The sequence below is a fragment of the Galbitalea sp. SE-J8 genome (genome assembly GCF_030345695.1).
Lineage (GTDB): Bacteria > Actinomycetota > Actinomycetes > Actinomycetales > Microbacteriaceae > JAUASV01.
Genome location: NZ_JAUASV010000001.1, coordinates 200,480 through 218,043 on the forward strand (window position 1 = coordinate 200,480; position 17,564 = coordinate 218,043).

The following is a 17,564-nucleotide window of genomic DNA, read 5'->3' on the forward strand; positions in this document are numbered from 1 at the left end:
CAGGGCAGGCGCGCTCAGGGCAGGCGGCCCACGCTCGCGAGGGCCGCGCGCACGAGGGCGCCGCGGCCGCCCTCCATCTCACTCGCGACGTCGTCGCTCGCCGCCGCGGCGGGCGACATCCAGGTGAGCTCGAGGGCATCCTGCCGCGGGTCCGTCGTGCCGGTGACGGGCACGACGTAGGCGAGCGACACGGCGTGCTGGCGGTCGTCGTGGTACGCGCTCACCCCGGGGATCGGGAAGTACTCGGCGACCGTGAACGGCACCGGACTCGGCGGCAGCTGCGGGAACGCCATCGGCCCTAGGTCCTTCTCGAGGTGCCGGTACAGCGCGTCGCGGATCGTCTCGCCGTAGAGCACGCGACCCGACACGATCGTGCGGGTGATCTCGCCGACCTCGTTCGCGCGCAGCAGCATGCCGACCTCGGTGACCACGCCCGCCCCGTCGAGGCGCACGGGCACCGCCTCCACGTAGAGCAGCGGGAGCCGCATCCGCACCCGCTCGAGCTCCTCGGTGCTCAGCCACGCGGGATTGCGGATGCCGTGCTCGCGCGGCTCCTCCGGCTCGGGTTCGAGCTCTCCGGCTCCGATGGCACTCATGCGTCATTCCTACCCGGTCGCGCGTTTCGCACGGATGTCGCGGCGAGCGCGTGTCGGATGCCGGGGGCGGCTTCCGGGTCGGCGACCTCACGCGATCCCACCGCGCCACCGACGGCCGGGCGGGCAGGATGGGCGGATGCGCATCGACGAATCGTCCGTGATCTGGAGCACGCCCGAGCGCGAGCGGGCCGGACGAGAGCTCATCGTGCTGCTGCACGGCTACGGCTCGCACGAGGGCGATCTGTTCGCACTCGCGCCCGTGCTGCCGCTCGACGCCGTCGTCGCGTCGCTGCGCGCGCCGCTCGCCGAGGGGCCGGGCTTCGCCTGGTGGTCGCTCGCGGACCAGGTGCCGGGCGAGCCGGCGGCGGACGAGGCGGACGCTGCGGCCGCATCCGTGCTCGCCTGGATCGACGCGCAGGGGCACGAGTCCGTGAGCGTCATCGGGTTCTCCCAGGGCGCGGCGGTCGCGCTCGAGCTGCTGCGACTCGCGCCGACGCGCCCGCGGCGCACCGTGGCGCTCAGCGGATTCGTGGCATCCGCTTCGCACCCCGGCGACGCCGAGCTCGCGGCCGTGTGCCCCGCGGTGTTCTGGGGACGCGGCACCGACGACACGGTGATCCCGGCGGATGCCGTGGCGCGCACCGAGCGCTGGCTGCCCGCGCACGCGGAGGCCACCATCCGCGTCTACGAGCACCTGCCGCACGCGGTGTCGCGCGCGGAGCTGTCCGACGTGACGGCGTTCCTGCGCTGACGCGGTTCGCCCACTATCGGCGTTGCCGCGCTGACGGCGTTCGGGCACTATCGGCGTTCCTGCGCTGACGCGGTCCGGCCGCGCGTTCGCCGGGAGCGGTCCGGCCGCGCGTTCGCCGGGAGCGGCTCGGCCACGCGTTCGCCGGGAGCGGTCCGGCCGCGCGTTCGCCGGGAGCGGTTCGGCGAATCGACGGTCACCCGGCGCACGTCGGCGGCGCCTGGGACGATAGCCGGATGACCGACGTGCTCGACCGCTTCAGCGCGGTCACGCGCGCCTGGTTCGAGGGAGCGTTCGCCGCGCCGACGCCCGCGCAGGCCGGGGCCTGGGACGCGATCTCGACCGGCTCGCACGCGCTCGTCGTCGCGCCCACGGGCTCCGGCAAGACGCTCGCGTCGTTCCTGTGGTCGATCGACCGGCTCGCGTCCGAACCCGCGCCCGACGCCGCAACCAGCACCCGCGTGCTCTACATCTCGCCGCTCAAGGCGCTCGGCGTCGACGTCGAGCGCAACCTGCGCACGCCGCTCGTCGGCATCCAGCAGGCCGCGCGCCGGCTCGGCGTCGAGTCGCCGTCGATCACGGTCGGCGTGCGCTCCGGCGACACCCCGACGGATGAGCGGCGACGGCTGCTGCGGACCCCGCCCGACATCCTCATCACGACCCCCGAGTCGCTCTACCTCATGCTCACGAGCCAGGCGCGAGAGACGCTGCGCGGCGTCGAGACGGTCATCGTCGACGAGGTGCACGCCGTCGCCGCGACCAAGCGCGGGGCGCACCTCGCGGTGTCGCTCGAGCGGCTCGACGAGCTGCTCGACCGGCCCGCGCAGCGCATCGGGCTGTCGGCGACCGTGCGGCCGACGGATGAGGTCGCCCGCTTCCTCGGCGGACGCGCGCCCGTCGCGATCGTGAACCCGCCCGCGTCGAAGACGTTCGACCTCTCGGTCGCCGTGCCCGTGGAGGACATGACCGCGCTCGGCGAGCAGCCGGTCGCCGAGGGGTCCGCGTCGGCGAACCCGCCGCAGTCGTCGATCTGGCCGCACGTCGAGGAGGAGATCGTCGACCTCATCGAGTCGCACCGCTCGACGATCGTGTTCGCGAACTCGCGGCGGCTCGCGGAGCGGCTGACCGGGCGGCTCAACGAGATCGCCAACGAGAGGCGCGCGGCGGCCGACTCGCCGGTCGAGGAGCCCGCGAGCGCTCCCCCGCTGGTCGAGGAGCCCGCGAGCGCAGCGAGCCGGCGTCTCGAGACCACCACGGATCCTTCAGCGAATGAATGGTCTCGAGACGCGTCCTCGCTCCGCTCGGGCGCTCCTCGACCGGCGGAAACCGGTCGAGCCGAGGGAGTCGCCGACGGCGTCGCGGAGGAGCCCGCGAACGGAGCGAGCCCTCCCCCGCTGGTCGAGGCACCGCTGGTCGAGGCACCGCTGGTCGAGGAGCCCGCGAGCGCTCCCCCGCTGGTCGAGGAGCCCGCGAGCGCAGCGAGCCGGCGTCTCGAGACCACCACGGATCCTTCAGCGAATGAATGGTCTCGAGACGCGTCCTCGCTCCGCTCGGGCGCTCCTCGACCGGCGGAAACCAGTCGAGCCGAGGGAGTCGCCGACGGCGTCGCGGAGGAGCCCGCGAACGGAGCGAGCCCTCCACCGCTGGTCGAAGCACCGCTGGTCGAGGCACCGCTGGTCGAAGCACCGCTGGTCGAGGAGCCCGCGAGCGCAGCGAGCCGGCGTCTCGAGACCACCACGGATCGCTCAGCAGACGCATGGTCTCGAGACGCGACCTCGCTCCGCTCGGTCGCTCCTCGACCAGCGGCTGTCGGCGCTCCTCGACCAGCGGGCGCCGGCGGGATGCCGGCGCAGCTCATGGCGCAGTCGGGCGTGCTGCGCGGGGCGCCGCCGCTGCTCGCCCGGGCGCACCACGGCTCGGTGAGCAAGGAGCAGCGGGCGATCATCGAGGACGACCTCAAGCGGGGCGCGCTGCGCTGCGTCGTCGCCACCTCATCCCTCGAGCTCGGGATCGACATGGGCGCGGTCGACCTCGTCATCCAGGTCGGTGCGCCGCCGAGCGTCGCGAGCGGGCTGCAGCGCATCGGCCGCGCCGGCCACCAGGTCGGCGAGATCAGCGAGGGCGTCGTCTTCCCGAGCCACCGGGCAGACCTGCTGCACGCGACCGTCGCCACCGAGCGGATGCTGGCGGGCGCCATCGAGGCGATCGCGATCCCGCAGAACCCGCTCGACGTGCTCGCCCAGCAGACCGTCGCCGCGCTCGCGCTCGACACGCTCAACGCCGACAACTGGTACGACACCGTGCGCCGCAGCGCGCCGTTCGCGACCCTGCCGCGGAGCGCGTTCGACGCGACGCTCGACCTGCTCAGCGGGCTGTACCCGAGCGACGAGTTCGCCGAGCTCCGCCCGCGCATCGTCTACGACCGGGTCAGCGGCGAGCTCAGCGGGCGCCCCGGAGCGCAGCGGCTCGCCGTGACCTCCGGCGGCACCATCCCCGACCGCGGGCTGTTCGGCGTGTACCTCGTGGGGGCCGAGTCGACAGCGCGCGGCGGCGGACGCGTCGGCGAGCTGGACGAGGAGATGGTCTACGAGTCACGCGTCGGCGACGTCTTCGCGCTCGGCACGACGAGCTGGCGCATCGAGGACATCACGCACGACCGCGTGCTCGTGAGTCCCGCCTACGGCGTGCCGGCGCGGGCCCCGTTCTGGAAGGGCGACGGCATCGGCCGGCCCGCGGAGCTCGGCGAGGCGATCGGCCGGTTCTCAGCGGAGGTCGCGAGCTCGCTGCCGACCCCGCCGGTCCAGGAACGCCGCCGCCCGCTGGTCGAGGAGTCCGCGAGCGCAGCGAGCAGACGTCTCGAGACCACCACGGATCCTTCGGCGGACGAACGGTCTCGAGACGCGACCTCGCTGCCGACCCCGCCGGTCCAGGAACGCTATCGCCCGCTGGTCGAGGAGTCCGCGAGCGCAGCGAGCAGACGTCTCGAGACCAGCACGGATCCTTCGGCGGACGAACGGTCTCGAGACGCGACCTCGCTGCGCTCGGGCGCTCCTCGACCAGCGGGTAGCGGCGCTCCCCGACCGGCGGGGGCCGTCGAGGAGCGGCTCGCGGCAGCCGGCCTCGACGCGCGCGCCCGCGGCAACCTGCTCGCGTTCTTCGCCGAGCAGAAGGCCGCGACCGGCGCCGTCCCGACCGACACGACGCTCGTCGTCGAGCGGTTCCACGACGAGCTCGGCGACTGGCGGGTCATCCTGCACTCGCCCTACGGCATGCCCGTGCACGCGCCGTGGGCGCTCGCCGTCGGAGCCCGCATCCGCGAGCGGCTCGGCGTCGACGGCGCCGCCATGGCGAGCGACGACGGCATCGTCGTGCGCGTGCCCGACACCGACGGCGAGGCGCCCGGCGCCGAGCTGTTCCTGTTCGACGCCGACGAGCTGCGCGACCTCGTGACGGATGAGGTGGGCGGCTCCGCGCTGTTCGCGAGCCGGTTCCGGGAGAACGCCGCCCGCGCCCTGCTGCTGCCGCGGCGCGACCCGGGCAAGCGCAGCCCGCTCTGGCAGCAGCGGCAGCGGGCGAGCCAGCTGCTCGACGTCGCCAGGCGCTACCCGAGCTTCCCGATCGTGCTCGAGACCGTGCGCGAGGTGCTGCAGGACGTCTACGACCTGCCCGCGCTCCTCGCGGTCACCGGCCGGATCGCGAGCCGCGACATCCGTCTCATCGAGAGCGACACGGACATCCCGAGCCCGTACGCGCGCTCGATGCTGTTCGGCTACGTCGCCGCGTTCATGTACGAGGGCGACTCGCCACTCGCCGAGCGGCGCGCCGCCGCGCTCTCGCTCGACCCGACCCTGCTCGCCGAGCTGCTCGGGCGCGCCGAACTGCGCGAGCTGCTCGACCCGGCCGTCATCGCGCGGACCGAGGCCGAGCTGCAGCGCCTCGCTCCCGACCGGCGGGTGCGAGCGGATGCGGAGGGCGTCGCCGACCTGCTGCGCGTGCTCGGGCCGCTGACGGCAGCGGACATCGGGGAGCGGCTGCAGCCCGCGAGCGGAGCCGCCGACCCGCCGGTCGAGGAGCCCGCGAAGGAGACAGGCCCCTCCCCGCTGGTCGAGGAGCCCGCGAAGGAGACAGGCCCCTCCCCGCTGGTCGAGGAGCCCGCGAGCGAAGCGAGCCGGCGCCTCGAGACCACCACGGATCGATCGGCGAACGAGCGGTCTCGAGACGCGACCTCGCTGCGCTCGGGCGCTCCTCGACCAGCGGAAACCGCTCGAGCCGAGGGGCTTGCCGACGAGCTCGCGCGGGCCGGGCGCGCGATCCGCGTCACGCTCGCGGGGGAGCCGCGGTTCGCCGCGATCGAGGACGCCGCCCGCCTGCGCGACGCGCTCGGCGCCGCGCTGCCCATCGGCATCCCGACCGCGTTCCTCGAGCCCGTGCCCGATCCGCTCGGCGACCTCGTGGCCCGGTTCGCGCGCACGCACGGGCCGTTCGACGCCGCCGACGTCGCCACCCGCTACGGTCTCGGCATCGCGGTCGTGACGGATGCCCTGCGTCGCCTCGGCGCGGACCGGCGCGTCGTCGACGGCGAGTTCCGCGCCGACGCGACCGGCACCGAGTGGTGCGACGCCGAGGTGCTGCGACGCCTGCGCACACGCTCCCTCGCGGCCCTCCGCCGCGAGGTCGAGCCGGTCGACGGCCGCGCCTTCGCGCGCTTCCTCGCCGCCTGGCAGCACGTCGGGGTGGGCGACACCCGCCGCGAGCCCGTGCGGCCGCCGCTCACGGGCGTCGACGGTGTCGCGCAGGTGATCGACCAGCTCGCGGGCGTGCCGCTGCCGGCATCCGCGTGGGAGACGCTCGTGCTCCCGGCGCGCGTGCGCGACTACGCGCCGACGATGCTCGACGAGCTCACCCTCGCGGGCGAGGTGCTCTGGACCGGCGCCGGCGCACTGCCCGGCAGCGACGGCTGGGTGGGCCTGCACCTCGCCGACTCCGCGCCGACGACGCTGCCCGCGGGCGGCGGGGTCGAGCTCGACGACCTGCGACACGCGATCCTGGAGGCGCTCGCGGGTGGCGGCGCGTTCTTCTTCCGCCAGCTCGCGGCCGCGGTCGGCACGGATGCGACGCAGGACGGCGAGCTGACCGCGGCGCTCTGGGCGCTGGTCTGGTCCGGCCTCGTGACGAACGACACGCTCGCGCCGCTGCGCGCGTTCCTCGGCGGACCGACGTCGAGGCCGCGGGCGCGCTCGTACCGCGGACGGGCGCGCGGGCTGGAGCTGGGAGCGTCGCGAAACGACGCCGCGACGCCGGCGCCCCGCGGGCTCGCCCCGCGGGGCCCGAGATACCGCGCGGCATCGTCCTCCCCGCCCCTCGTCTCCGGCCGCTGGTCGCTCGTGCCGACGGGCGGCTCCGACGTCACCATCCGCGCGAAGGCAGCCGCCGAGCAGCTGCTCGAGCGCTACGGCGTCGTCACGCGCGGCTCCGTGGCGGCCGAGGGCGTGCCGGGCGGCTTCGCCACGACGTACCGGGTGCTCGGACAGCTCGAGGAGACCGGGCGGGCGCGGCGCGGCTACATCGTCGAGGGGCTCGGCGCCGCGCAGTTCTCCACCGGCGCGACGATCGACCGCGTGCGCAGCTTCGTCGTCGACCCGGATGCCGCGCCCGCCCTCGCGGCCGTCACGCTCGCCGCGGTCGACCCCGCGAACCCCTACGGCGCAGCTCTCGACTGGCCGGTGCGCGACAGCGAGTCGAAGCACCGCCCGGGCCGCAAGGCGGGCGCCCTGGTCATCCTCGTGGACGGCGCACTCGCGGTGTACGTCGAGAAGGGCGGCAAGACCGTGCTGACGTTCACGGATGACGAGGCGGTGCTCGCCGCGGCATCCGCGTCCCTCGCCGCGACCGTGCGCCGCAGCCTCGGCCGCGCGCGCATCGACACCGTCGACGGGGAGTTCGCGGCGGGCACCGCGTTCGGAAAAGCGCTGGTCGAGGCCGGATTCGGCGTCTTCCCGCAGGGACTGAGACTGCGTGCCTGAGCATGCCTGAGGGCGACACCGTCTACCTGGCGGCGAAGAACCTGCGCGCCGCGCTCGCGGGCGAGACGCTCACGCGCTGCGACATCCGCGTGCCCGCGTTCGCGACCGTCGACCTCACCGGCGAGCGCGTCGACGAGGTCGTCAGCCGCGGCAAGCACCTGCTCATGCGCGTCGGCGATGCCACGATCCACACGCACCTCAAGATGGAGGGCGCGTGGCACGTCTACCGGCACGGGTCGGCCTGGCGGCGGCCCGCGTGGCGGGCGCGCATCATCCTCGAGAACGCGGAGCGGGTCGCGGTCGGCTTCGACCTCGGCATCGTCGAGGTCGTGCCGCGCACCGCCGAGGCCGAGGTCGTCGGTCACCTCGGACCCGACCTGCTCGGACCGGACTGGGACCCGGATGCGGCGGTCGCCAACCTCGCGGCGCAGCCCGACCGAGCGATCGGCGTCGCCGTGCTCGACCAGCGCAACCTCGCGGGACTCGGCAACGTCTACCGCAGCGAGGTGTGCTTCCTGCGCGGCGTGCTGCCGTCCCGCCGCGTCGGCGACGTGTCCGACCTGCCCGGGCTCGTCGCCCTCGCGCACCGCCTCATCGCCGCGAACAAGGACCGTCACCACCGCACCACGACAGGCTCGCTGCGACGCGATCCGCTCTGGGTGTACGGCCGGCGCGGGCGTCCGTGCCTGCGCTGCGGCACGGGCATCCGCACGGATGAGGCGTTCGGCGAGGCGTCGTCCGGGGGCGGGTCGCCCGGCGGCGGCCAGGAGCGCGTCGTCTACTGGTGTCCGCACTGCCAGACCTGACGCGCGGCGCCGGTCAGGAGGGTGTCGTGCCGCTCAGGGGCGGGCCGCGCCGGATCAGAGGCCACGCCGGATCAGAGGCGGGCCGCGAGCGGAGCGGTGAAGCGGTCGGCGAGTCGCTCGGTGAGCGCATAGCCGAACGGGACCACGCACACCGGGCTCGTCGACCCGCGCATCACCTCGGCTCCGACCGAGCCGACGATCGCGCCGGCGAGCGGGCCGTAGCCGTGCGTGCCGACGACCACGAGCGCGGCATCCCGCGCCTCGGCGAGCAGCGCGGCGGCCGGACGTCCCTCGCGCAGCACCGCCCGCGCCCGCAGGCCCGGGAAACGCGCGGTCATCCGCGCGACGGCCGCGGCGAGCATCGCCGCGTGGTCGGCGCAGCTCTGCTCACGCGGCGACTCGAACCGCCCGTCGACCGGCACGACCCGCCAGGCGTGCACCACGACGAGCTCGCGCCCGCTCGCCAGCGCCTCGCCCGCCGCGAACGCGAGGGCGTCATCCGCGGTCTCGTCGTCGGTGTAGCCGACCACGACGGGGCCATCGCCGGGCGTCCAGTCGTCGGGGACGACGACCGTCGGCGTGGCCGAGCTCGCGGCGACCCGCGTGACGATCGAGCCGGTGAGGGCCGAGCGCACCGGCCGGGTGCGGTGCGAGCCGAGCACGAGCAGGTCGGCGTCGCGGCCCGCGTCCGCGAGCGCGTCGACGATCGGGGCGCCGAGCAGGTCGGCGCGGCACGGCGACTCGGGGGATGCCGTGATGACGCGCACCATGAGTCCCGCGAGCCGAGCCCGGACGGCCTGGTCGCCGTGCAGCGGATGCTCCGGCACGCTGACCAGGCGCAGGTCGGCGGGCGTGCTCGCGGCGCGCGCCAGCGCCCAGTCGAGGGCGATGTCGCTCGCCCGCTCGGAGTCGATCCCGATCGTGATGCGTTCCATACCGCGAGCCTCGCGGCCGCGAGCGCGGCGCGGCAGTGCCGAAGGTCCCGCGTCGTCAGCGGCTTGGGGACCGGGTCCGGGCGAGTCCTGGCGGGGTCGGGTCGGCTGCGGCGCGCGGGCGCGCGGGGTCGGGTCGGCTGCGGCGCGGGCCGGGCGGGTCGTTCGCAGCGGCGCGCGGGCGCGGCGGGCCGGGCCGGGTCACCGAGGCCGGCGGGGCCGGGTCGCCGTCAGCGCCGCCAGCGGATGCCGAGCACGGCGACCGCGGCCACGATCGCCAGCCCGGCGGCGCCGAACGCGATGGGTGCGCCGTAGGTCGCGAGCTGCACCATGATCCAGGCCTGCTGCGACGCATTGTTCGTGTCCTCGACCGGTGCGAGCGCCACCTGCACGAGCCACACTCCGACGAGGCCGAACCCGATCGCGAGCGCGACCAGGGCGATGACGAAGGGGTTGACCCGCACGCGGGACACGACCGCGTCGTCGGCGTCGGCATCCGCATCCGCATCCGGCTCGGTCGTGACGACGGTAGGCGGGGCAGGCAACGTGGCGGGCAGTGTGGCGGGCAGTGCGGCGGCCGTCGGCGCGACGGGCGCTGTCGCGACCGACGGCGACGGCGACGGCCGGCCGTCGACGAGCGAGCCCGCGGGCAGCACCGAGGGCGTGCCGATCGTGGGCCGGCGGTGCTGCGTGCGCACCTCGCCCACATACCCGCGCTGGAACGCGGGGTCGAATCGCGGGTCGAGAGGGCGGCCGTCGTCGGTCATGCCCCGAGCCTAGCCGCCTTGACCGGATGAAGCCTCAGCTCCCGGGTGGAGCGGCCGCATGGTCTCCGGGCCCTCGCCCGTGACGGGCGCGACCTCGTAGAACTCCAGCCGCTCAGCGAGCTCGGTGCCCGCCGCGACCGCCTCGCGGACGAGCTGCTCGTCACCGATGAGCGAGGGATCGAGCCAGTGCTGCCAGAGCTCGCGCGGCAGCGGCACGGGGTTGCGGTCGTGGATCGCACGCAGGTGCGGCACGGCATCCATCGTGAGGATCGTGGCCGTGAGCACCCAGCGCTCCGGGTCGTCATCGGGCCTCGAGCGGTCCCGCCACCAGGAGTACAGGCCGGCGAACGCGAAGTCGTCGCCGGACGGGTCGTGGATGAAGTAGGGCGTCTTGCGCGGCTTGCCGGGGCCGGTGGCATCCGTGTGCCACTCGTAGTAGCCGGTCACCGGGATCAGCGCCCGCTTGCCCTCGACGCTCGCCCTGAACATCGAGGTCGTCGCGGCCGTCTCGGAGCGCGCGTTGAACGTCGGCCCCTTCATCTTCAGGTCCTTCGACCACGACGGGGTGAGCGACCAGCGGGCGAGCTCGAGCCGGCGCTGCAGCTCGCCGGCCGCGTCCCCGTTGCGGCGCACGCTCTCGATCACCACGGGGATCGGATCGGTCGGACGGATGTTGTAGCTCGGCCGCCAGTCGTGCACGTCGCCGCCCTGGGCGACGAACTCCTCGATGAGGTCGTTGACCTCGCTGTCGACCGCGAACCGCCCGCACATGCCGCCAGGCTACGCGGAGGGTCCGACGCGGGGGGTTCGTGCGGCTGGTCGCTCCGCCGGTTGAGGAGCGCCGTGAGCGAAGCGAACGTCGCGTCTCGAAACCCGCCCGTATGCGGAGGGGGGTGTGAGGGTCTCGAGACGCCGGCTCGCTGCGCTCGCAGGCTCCTCGACCAGCGGTGTGGAGCTGTTCGTTCCGCTGGTTGAGGAGCGCCGTGAGCGGAGCGAACGTCGCGTCTCGAAACCAGCCGTGCGCGGAGGGGGGGTGTGGTGGTCTCGAGACGCCGGCTCGCTCCGCTCGCAGGCTCCTCGACCAGCGGTGTGGAGCTGTTCGTTCCGCTGGTTGAGGAGCGCCGTGAGCGAAGCGAACGCCGCGTCTCGAAACCAACCCTACGCGGAGGGGGGTGTGGTGGTCTCGAGACGCCGGCTCGCTCCGCTCGCAGGCTCCTCGACCAGCGGTGTGGAGCTGTTCGTTCCGCTGGTTGAGGAGCGCCGTGAGCGGAGCGAACGTCGCGTCTCGAAACCAGCCCTATGCCGAGGGAACTGTGGTGGTCTCGAGACGCCGGCTCGCTCCGCTCGCGGGCTCCTCGACCAGCGGACGGTGGTGGTCTCGAGACGCCGGCTCGCTCCGCTCGCGGGCTCCTCGACCAGCGGACGGTGGCGGTCTCGAGACGCCGGCTCGCTCCGCTCGCGGGCTCCTCGACCAGCGGACGGTGGCGGTCTCGAGACGCCGGCTCGCTCCGCTCGCAGGCTCCTCGACCAGCGGGGGCGGGGGCGGGAGCGGAGGCGGAGGCGGGGGCGGAGGGCGGAGGGCGGAGGCGGTCAGACGTGGGCGCGCACGAAGGCCCTCACCAGCGCCCGCGCGGCCTCCGCCTCGGCGATCGGCAGCAGCGGGTAGACGTGCACCATGCCGGGCTCCTCGTGCAGGGTCACCGCGACCCCGGCATCCGTCGCACGGCTCGCGAACGCGCGGGCGTCCGCGAGCATCAGGTCGTGCGTGCCGACGACGACCATCGACGGCCCCAGCCGCGACAGGTCGCCGAACAGCGGACTCACCCGCGGGTCGTCGAGCGGCACCGCGCCGCGGTACGCGTCGCCGTTCACCCGCAGCCCGACGGGCGACAGCCACGGATCCACCGCGTCGAGGTCCGGGAGCGCGGGGTCCGTCAGCCCGAGGTCGAGCCAGGGCGCGATGAGCGCCGTCGGCAGCGGACGACCGGAGGCGAGCACGGATGCCACGGCGAGCCCGCCACCCGCGGAGTCGCCCATGACGACATCCGCCCCGCTCGCGGCGACGAGGTCGGCCATCGCGGGCACCGTGCGGTCCGCCGTCCAGACCGGGCCGAGCGGGTAGATCGGCACGATCGCCCGCACGCCCGTCGTGCGCGCCAGGTCACCGACGTACTTCCACTGGAACGTGCTGATCTCGTGCACGTACGATCCGCCGTGCAGGTACACCACCGTGCCGACCGGAGCCTGCTGCGGCTCGACCGTGAACACCGGGAAGCCCGCGTCGTCCGCGCGCGACACCGCGAGGTCGCGGAACGGCGGCGGGGCGAACCGCGCGGGCTTGCGCAGCTGCGCCTCGATGCTCTCGCGACTCAGCTCGGCCGAGCGGTAGCGGTGCTTCGCGCCGGTGAGCATGCCGACGAGCGGCAGGAGGCTCGACGGCAGGTGCGCGCCCGGCAGGTGCGGGCCCGCCGCGTGCCCGCCCGGCGGATGCGCGCCCGGCGAGTGCGCGTTCACGCGGCCGTCACAGCGTGAGCACGGTGTCGACGAGGTGATCGCCGAGCTGCGAGTCGGTGCGCAGCACGACGCGCACGTGCGCGCCGGGGTGATCCCGCGGCCCGATCCGCTGGCCGCGCAGATCGCAGATCGTCTGCCCCCGGCCGGGACCGTCGGTCGCGTCGACGACGACGGGGATCGCGGGGGCGATCGAGGCACGGATGCCGCCGACCGCGAGCGCCGCCGCGAGCGGGTCGTGCAGCGCGCACGCGCGGTGCCCGTACAGGTCGACGTAGAACCCGAAGTACAGGTCGAGGATGCGGCCGAGCGCCTCCGCGAACGGCCGGCCCGACTCGAGCAGGCGCACCCGGTGGTCCTCGTCGAGCTGGTGCTCGAGCGTGACGTCGAGCGGCACGAGCACGATCGGCCAGTCCGCCTCGAGGACCGCGGCAGCGGCATCCGCGTCGTTGTGGATGTTGGCCTCGGCGACCGGCGTGACGTTGCCGGGCACGATCGCCGCGCCGCCCATGATCGTGACGACGGCGACCCGGCTCGGCAGCGTCGGGTCGAGCTGCAGCGCGAGCGCGAGGTTCGTGAGCGGGCCGACCGCGACGATCTCGAGCGCACCCGCGTACTCGTGGCTCAGCCAGACGAGCAGCTCGGCGGCCGACTCGTCGACCGGCTCGGCCGCGGCTCGGGGGAGCTCGACGTTGCCGACGCCGTTGCGCCCGTGGATGTGCGGCACCCCGCCCTCGAACGGACGCGCGAGCGGATGCTGCGCCCCGATCGCCACGGGCGCGCCGCGGCCCGCGAGCGCCATCAGGTCGAGCGTGTTGCGGGCCGCCGTGGTCGCGTCGACGTTGCCGCTCACGGTGCCGACGCCGAGCAGCTCGATCTCGCCCGCGGCGTCGCTCGCGAGCAGGTAGCCGAGCGCGAGGGCATCGTCGATGCCGGTGTCACAGTCGAAGTACAGCGGTCGCCCCATCCGTCGAGGGTATCGAGGCCGGCGCGCCTACCGCGCGCGCCTGACCGCGGAGCGCCGCGCGCCGCCGAGGCGCGGGCGTCCGAACATCCCGCACCGCCGAACGCGGGCGGCTCAGCGCCCGGTGCCGTCCGGGGCGCGGTCGACGTCACCGCGCCATCCGCCGGTCTCGAAGCCCTGCGCCTCGATGATGTCCTTGAACCGCTTCAGGTCGCCCGCGATCTGCACGTCGTCGACCTGCAGGATGCTGCCCGCCTTCTCGACGATCCCCTCCGGCTTCCAGTCGAACTCGACGCTCACCCGCGTGCTGTCATCGGCGATGCGGTGGAACGTGACGACGCCCGCGTGGGTCTCGCCGTCGACGCTCTTCCACGCGATGCGCTCGTCGGGATGCTGCTCGGTGATCTCGGCGTCGAACTCGCGCTTCGCCCCGCCGATCGAGACGTTCCAGTGCAGGTGCGTGTCGTCGATCTGGCTGATCGAGTCGACGCCGTTCATGAACTCGGGGAACTCCTCGAACTGGGTCCACTGGTTGTACGCGACGCTGATCGGCACATCGACGTCGATGCTCTTCTGCACGGTGGTCATGGCGACCTCCTCTTCCGGTTCGTGGCTGACCACGCTAGAGAGCACCGGTCCGGCGCGCCTCGCATCCGGCCGACTCGCACGTCGCGCCCAGGCGGCGCGCCCGGGCGTCGCGCCCGGGCGTCGCGCCCGGCGCGCTCGGGCCGCCGGGACGCCGGGCGAGCACCGTGACCCCGACGCTCGCCGCCGTGACGAGGGCGAGGGCGAGCCACTGCCGCCAGCCGAGCGCCTGGTGCAGCACGACGAGTCCGGCGAGTGCGGCGATCGCGGGCCCGAGGCTCGACAGCACGCCGAACACCCGGGTCGGGATGCGGCGGAGCGCCGCGAACTCGAGCGAGTACGGGATGACGGATGTCGCGAGCCCCACCCCGAGGAAGACGAGCAGCAGACGCGGGTCGGCCGCGACGGCCGATCCGGCCGGCGCCGCCCCGAACGGCAGCACGACGAGGGTCGCGACGAGCATGGACACGGCGAGCGGGTCGAGCCCCGTCGCCCGGGAGCCGAGGCTCGCGCTCGTGACGATGTATCCCGCCCAGAACACCGCGGCGAGCGCCGCGAGCCCGAGCCCGGCGAGGTCGAGGGCGCCCGGCCCGCGCGACTCGAGCGCCTCGAGGCCGAGGAGCACGACGCCGGCGAGCGCGAGGAGTGCCCAGGCGGCATCCACTGCGCGTCTCGTCTGCGCGAGCGCGACGCCGAGCGGGCCGAGGAACTCGACCGTGACCGCGACCCCGATCGGCACGTGCTGGATGGCGAGGTAGATGAGGGTGTTCATGCCGCCGAGCGCGATGCCGAGGGCGACGACCGTGAGCCAGGTGCGGCGGTTCCACGCGCGCACCCGCGGACGCACGACGAGCAGCATGACGACGCTCGCGAACACGAGCCGCAGCGCGGCGGCGCCCACCGGGCCGGTCTCGCCGAAGAACGTGCGGGCCGTCGCGCTGCCGAACTGCACCGAGAACACCGCGGCGACGGCGAGCAGGGGCGCGGGGATCCGGTCGAGCGCGCGCACCCGTCGAGCCTAGGCGCGCATCGACGGGCTCAGTGCCAGGCGCCGGCCGGCGCCGTGACGATCTTCACGGGCGCGGTGCTCCAGTGGTGGCCGTTCGCGTAGTGGCTCGTCGACCAGCGCGACGCCCAGATCACGCGGGCCGTGGCGTCGGCGCTCTGCTTCGCGTCGAACGCGGCCGCGATGTCGGAGAAGATCGGGCGACGCAGGTTCTCGGCGGCCTTCTGCGCGGCCGTCTGCAGCTCGGAGTACACGCCCGTGCCGCCTCCGCCGCCCGAGCCATAGCCGTTGTTGAGCGGGTTGTTGCGGTTGAACCAGTCGTCCGGTCCGTTCTCCTGCCGCATCCAGCGCAGGAACACGGTGACGTTCTCCTGGGTGATCGGGAAGTCGCCGTCGAGCAGCACGAGCGTCGCCCAGTCGGCGTTGGTGCCGCTCGCGACGAGCGATTCGACGCCGTCGGATGCCGTCGCATCCGGGCGCGCGATGACCGGCTCGTCGGCCGCCGCCGACACGACGAGCGACTGCGACTCGAGGTCGGTGACGCTCGACGGAAGGTCCTGCGCCTGCGCGCTCGCGACCGGCACGATCGCGACGGATGCCACGAGCCCGAGCACGGCGAGCGCCTCCAGCCCCGATCGGCGGCGCATCGCGATGCGGGGTCGCGGGGTCGCGGTGCCGACGACGGGCGCCGGCGGAGTGGCCGGCGCGTCGGGTCGGGTGGCGCGTCGTGGAGAAGGCATGCCCGGCCAGGGTAACAAATCGATTACGACGGCGCGCGGGGGATCGGCCGATCCGGGAGGTGCGGGTCGTCCACCCTGCCACGGGACGGCGCCGTCCGGGGCGAACGTGACGATTGTGACGCGCTGTTGCCCCCGGTGTAGCCGGGGATGGCGGACCCGCGCCCGCCCGGCCAGGGTGGCCCCTCGTTCGCCATCCACGGCCCGGTCCCCGGGCCCCTCCATCGAAAGTCACCGACATGCCACAGTTCCGCGCCCGCGCCGCCATCGCGCTGGGTCTGGCCGCCGGCCTCGTCCTCGCCGGCTGCTCGGCGACTCCGGGCACCGACGCCGACGAGGCGTCGACGGCCGAGACCGTCCAGACCGGGGGCACGTACACCCACGCGTTCTCCGCCGTCGGCGCGATCACGTCCCTCGATCCGCCGACCCTGATCTTCCACGAGGCGCTCCAGGTGGTGCGCGCGCTCGCCGACTCCCTCGTCGACCAGAAGCCGGACGGCACGATCGTGCCGTGGATCGCCGAGAGCTGGGAGATCAACGACGACGCGACCGTCTACACGTTCCACCTGCGCGAGGGCGGCACGTTCTCCGACGGCGCCCCCATCGACGCGGCGGCCGTCAAGGCGAACTTCGATCGCGCGGTGGCGCTCGGCCCGAAGGCCGTCGGCGCGTACCCGCTGCTGCTGGGCCTCACCGAGACGAAGGTCGTCGACCCGCGCACCGTCGAGTTCGACTTCGCGAAGCCCGCCGCGTACTTCCTGCAGGCGGTGTCGGGTGCCGTGTTCGGCCTCATCTCGCCGAACGACCTCGGCAAGGATCCGGCCGACCTGGCGAAGGGCGAGTACGCCGGATCGGGACCGTTCACCCTCGCGAGCTACAACCCGCAGACCGAGATCGACCTCGACAAGCGGGTCGGGTACGACACCCCGTCGTCGATCGCGGAGCACACCGGCGACGCGTACGTCGACCACCTGCGCCTGGTCGAGATCGGCGACGCGTCCACCCGGGCCAACCAGGTCGCCGACGGCGAGATCCAGTCGGCCGCGCTCATCGCCTTCCAGGACGAGGCACGACTGAGCGCGACCGAGGGCGTCACCCTGCTGCCACTGAAGATCCCCGGGCTCACCGAGACGCTCATCATCAACCAGAAGTCGTTCCTGGGGACCGACGCGCCCGCCCGTGAGGCGATCCAGCTCGCGATCGACTCGAAGACGATCGTCAGCACGGTGTTCGGGCCGAGCTACGGCGCCGGTGCGAGCGCCATCGGCAGCGGCACGCCCGGGTTCGCCGACCAGAGCGGCGCCATCGAGTACGACCCGGCGAAGGCGGAGCGGGTGCTCGACGACGACGGCTGGACGGTCGGCGACGACGGCATCCGCACCAAGGACGGCACGCGGTTCACCGTCCGCGTGCCCGCGATCGGCAACTGGCCGGGCGCCGAGCTGCTGCAGGCCCAGCTGCTCAAGGTCGGCATCGACCTGCCGCTCGACAAGTCCGACCAGGCGACGTCGAGCGCGGCGCTCGCGAACGGCGACTACGAGGCCGACAAATGGCAGATGACTCGCGCCGACGTGTCGGTGCTCAATGCGGTGTGGAACTCCAACCACACCTCGCAGGGCTACGCCTGGGCCAGCCCCGGACCGCTCGACGAGCTGCTCGACGCCCAGGAGTCGGCGATCGACCCGGGCGATCGGGCGGCGGCATCGGCGAAGGTGCAGCAGTACCTCATCGAGAACCACTGGGCGATCCCGCTCGACGACCGCGCGTGGACGTACGCGTACAACGCGTCGGCGCACGGCCTGCGCGCCGACGGCGAGACGAAGCTCGTGTTCTACGACGTCTGGGTGAGCCAGGGCTGACGAGCGCCGCCCACCGCATCCGTACCGCAT

General features: G+C 74.1%; 13 protein-coding genes and 1 pseudogene. 5 read left to right on the forward strand and 9 right to left on the reverse strand.

The features are described from left to right. Window positions 1-14: 14 nt before the first annotated feature. On the reverse strand, window positions 15-596 hold the full coding sequence (locus QT381_RS00935; RefSeq protein WP_289246722.1) for an NUDIX hydrolase family protein: 582 nt from the start codon (window positions 594-596) through the stop codon (window positions 15-17). A gap of 136 nt (window positions 597-732) precedes the next feature. Here QT381_RS00935 and QT381_RS00940 point away from each other — a divergent pair, with 136 nt between their 5' ends. From QT381_RS00940 to QT381_RS00950, 4 genes and pseudogenes are all read left to right on the forward strand, one after another. Beyond that, window positions 733-1,347, forward strand: a complete 615-nt coding sequence (locus QT381_RS00940; protein WP_289246723.1) for an alpha/beta hydrolase — start codon at window positions 733-735, stop codon at window positions 1,345-1,347. 233 nt (window positions 1,348-1,580) lie between these two features. Then, a pseudogene (locus QT381_RS15785) lies at window positions 1,581-2,549 on the forward strand (DEAD/DEAH box helicase); the annotation flags it as partial. Between the two features lie 204 nt (window positions 2,550-2,753). Then, entirely contained in the window at window positions 2,754-7,367 is a 4,614-nt protein-coding gene (locus QT381_RS00945; protein WP_502877405.1) for an Lhr family ATP-dependent helicase, read from the forward strand. 2 nt (window positions 7,368-7,369) lie between these two features. Continuing rightward, window positions 7,370-8,173 carry a DNA-formamidopyrimidine glycosylase family protein gene (locus tag QT381_RS00950; RefSeq protein WP_289246725.1) on the forward strand — a complete coding sequence of 268 codons (804 nt, stop codon included), beginning with the start codon at window positions 7,370-7,372 and terminating at the stop codon, window positions 8,171-8,173. Between the two features lie 71 nt (window positions 8,174-8,244). On the opposite strand, the gene QT381_RS00955 is transcribed toward QT381_RS00950, so the two are convergent. The 8 genes from QT381_RS00955 to QT381_RS00990 all read right to left on the reverse strand — a co-directional run bounded on the left by QT381_RS00955 (window position 8,245) and on the right by QT381_RS00990 (window position 15,678). Next, window positions 8,245-9,108, reverse strand: a complete 864-nt coding sequence (locus tag QT381_RS00955) for a universal stress protein (protein WP_289246726.1) — start codon at window positions 9,106-9,108, stop codon at window positions 8,245-8,247. Between the two features lie 227 nt (window positions 9,109-9,335). Beyond that, complete coding sequence (locus tag QT381_RS00960) at window positions 9,336-9,872, reverse strand: hypothetical protein (RefSeq protein ID WP_289246727.1); 537 nt, start codon at window positions 9,870-9,872, stop codon at window positions 9,336-9,338. A 9-nt stretch (window positions 9,873-9,881) separates the two neighbouring features. Beyond that, a complete protein-coding gene (locus tag QT381_RS00965; protein WP_289246728.1) occupies window positions 9,882-10,643 on the reverse strand; it encodes an SOS response-associated peptidase in 762 nt (253 codons plus the stop codon). 819 nt (window positions 10,644-11,462) lie between these two features. Beyond that, complete coding sequence (locus tag QT381_RS00970) at window positions 11,463-12,386, reverse strand: alpha/beta hydrolase fold domain-containing protein (RefSeq protein ID WP_289246729.1); 924 nt, start codon at window positions 12,384-12,386, stop codon at window positions 11,463-11,465. Window positions 12,387-12,393: 7 nt separating this feature from the next. Further along, window positions 12,394-13,350 carry a nucleoside hydrolase gene (locus QT381_RS00975; RefSeq protein WP_289246730.1) on the reverse strand — a complete coding sequence of 319 codons (957 nt, stop codon included), beginning with the start codon at window positions 13,348-13,350 and terminating at the stop codon, window positions 12,394-12,396. A gap of 111 nt (window positions 13,351-13,461) precedes the next feature. Continuing rightward, on the reverse strand, window positions 13,462-13,935 hold the full coding sequence (locus QT381_RS00980) for an SRPBCC family protein (protein ID WP_289246732.1): 474 nt from the start codon (window positions 13,933-13,935) through the stop codon (window positions 13,462-13,464). 34 nt (window positions 13,936-13,969) lie between these two features. Next, window positions 13,970-14,941, reverse strand: a complete 972-nt coding sequence (locus QT381_RS00985; RefSeq protein WP_289246734.1) for an EamA family transporter — start codon at window positions 14,939-14,941, stop codon at window positions 13,970-13,972. Window positions 14,942-14,970: 29 nt separating this feature from the next. Beyond that, window positions 14,971-15,678, reverse strand: coding sequence for a hypothetical protein (locus QT381_RS00990; protein WP_289246735.1), 708 nt, complete (start codon window positions 15,676-15,678; stop codon window positions 14,971-14,973). A 236-nt stretch (window positions 15,679-15,914) separates the two neighbouring features. Between QT381_RS00990 and QT381_RS00995 the strand changes: the two genes are divergently transcribed. Then, window positions 15,915-17,534 (forward strand): ABC transporter substrate-binding protein, encoded by a 1,620-nt coding sequence (locus tag QT381_RS00995; protein ID WP_289246736.1) that lies wholly within the window; start codon window positions 15,915-15,917, stop codon window positions 17,532-17,534. The last annotated feature ends 30 nt before the right edge of the window (window positions 17,535-17,564 follow it).

Bases quoted from the DNA above. Each gene is read 5' to 3' on its own strand.
- QT381_RS00935 (WP_289246722.1), bottom strand. From the start codon at position 596: ATGAGTGCCATCGGAGCCGGAGAGCTCGAACCCGAGCCGGAGGAGCCG.
- QT381_RS00940 (WP_289246723.1), top strand. From the start codon at position 733: ATGCGCATCGACGAATCGTCCGTGATCTGGAGCACGCCCGAGCGCGAG.
- QT381_RS00950 (WP_289246725.1), top strand. From the start codon at position 7,370: ATGCCTGAGGGCGACACCGTCTACCTGGCGGCGAAGAACCTGCGCGCC.
- QT381_RS00955 (WP_289246726.1), bottom strand. From the start codon at position 9,108: ATGGAACGCATCACGATCGGGATCGACTCCGAGCGGGCGAGCGACATC.
- QT381_RS00960 (WP_289246727.1), bottom strand. From the start codon at position 9,872: ATGACCGACGACGGCCGCCCTCTCGACCCGCGATTCGACCCCGCGTTC.
- QT381_RS00965 (WP_289246728.1), bottom strand. From the start codon at position 10,643: ATGTGCGGGCGGTTCGCGGTCGACAGCGAGGTCAACGACCTCATCGAG.
- QT381_RS00975 (WP_289246730.1), bottom strand. From the start codon at position 13,350: ATGGGGCGACCGCTGTACTTCGACTGTGACACCGGCATCGACGATGCC.
- QT381_RS00980 (WP_289246732.1), bottom strand. From the start codon at position 13,935: ATGACCACCGTGCAGAAGAGCATCGACGTCGATGTGCCGATCAGCGTC.
- QT381_RS00990 (WP_289246735.1), bottom strand. From the start codon at position 15,678: ATGCCTTCTCCACGACGCGCCACCCGACCCGACGCGCCGGCCACTCCG.
- QT381_RS00995 (WP_289246736.1), top strand. From the start codon at position 15,915: ATGCCACAGTTCCGCGCCCGCGCCGCCATCGCGCTGGGTCTGGCCGCC.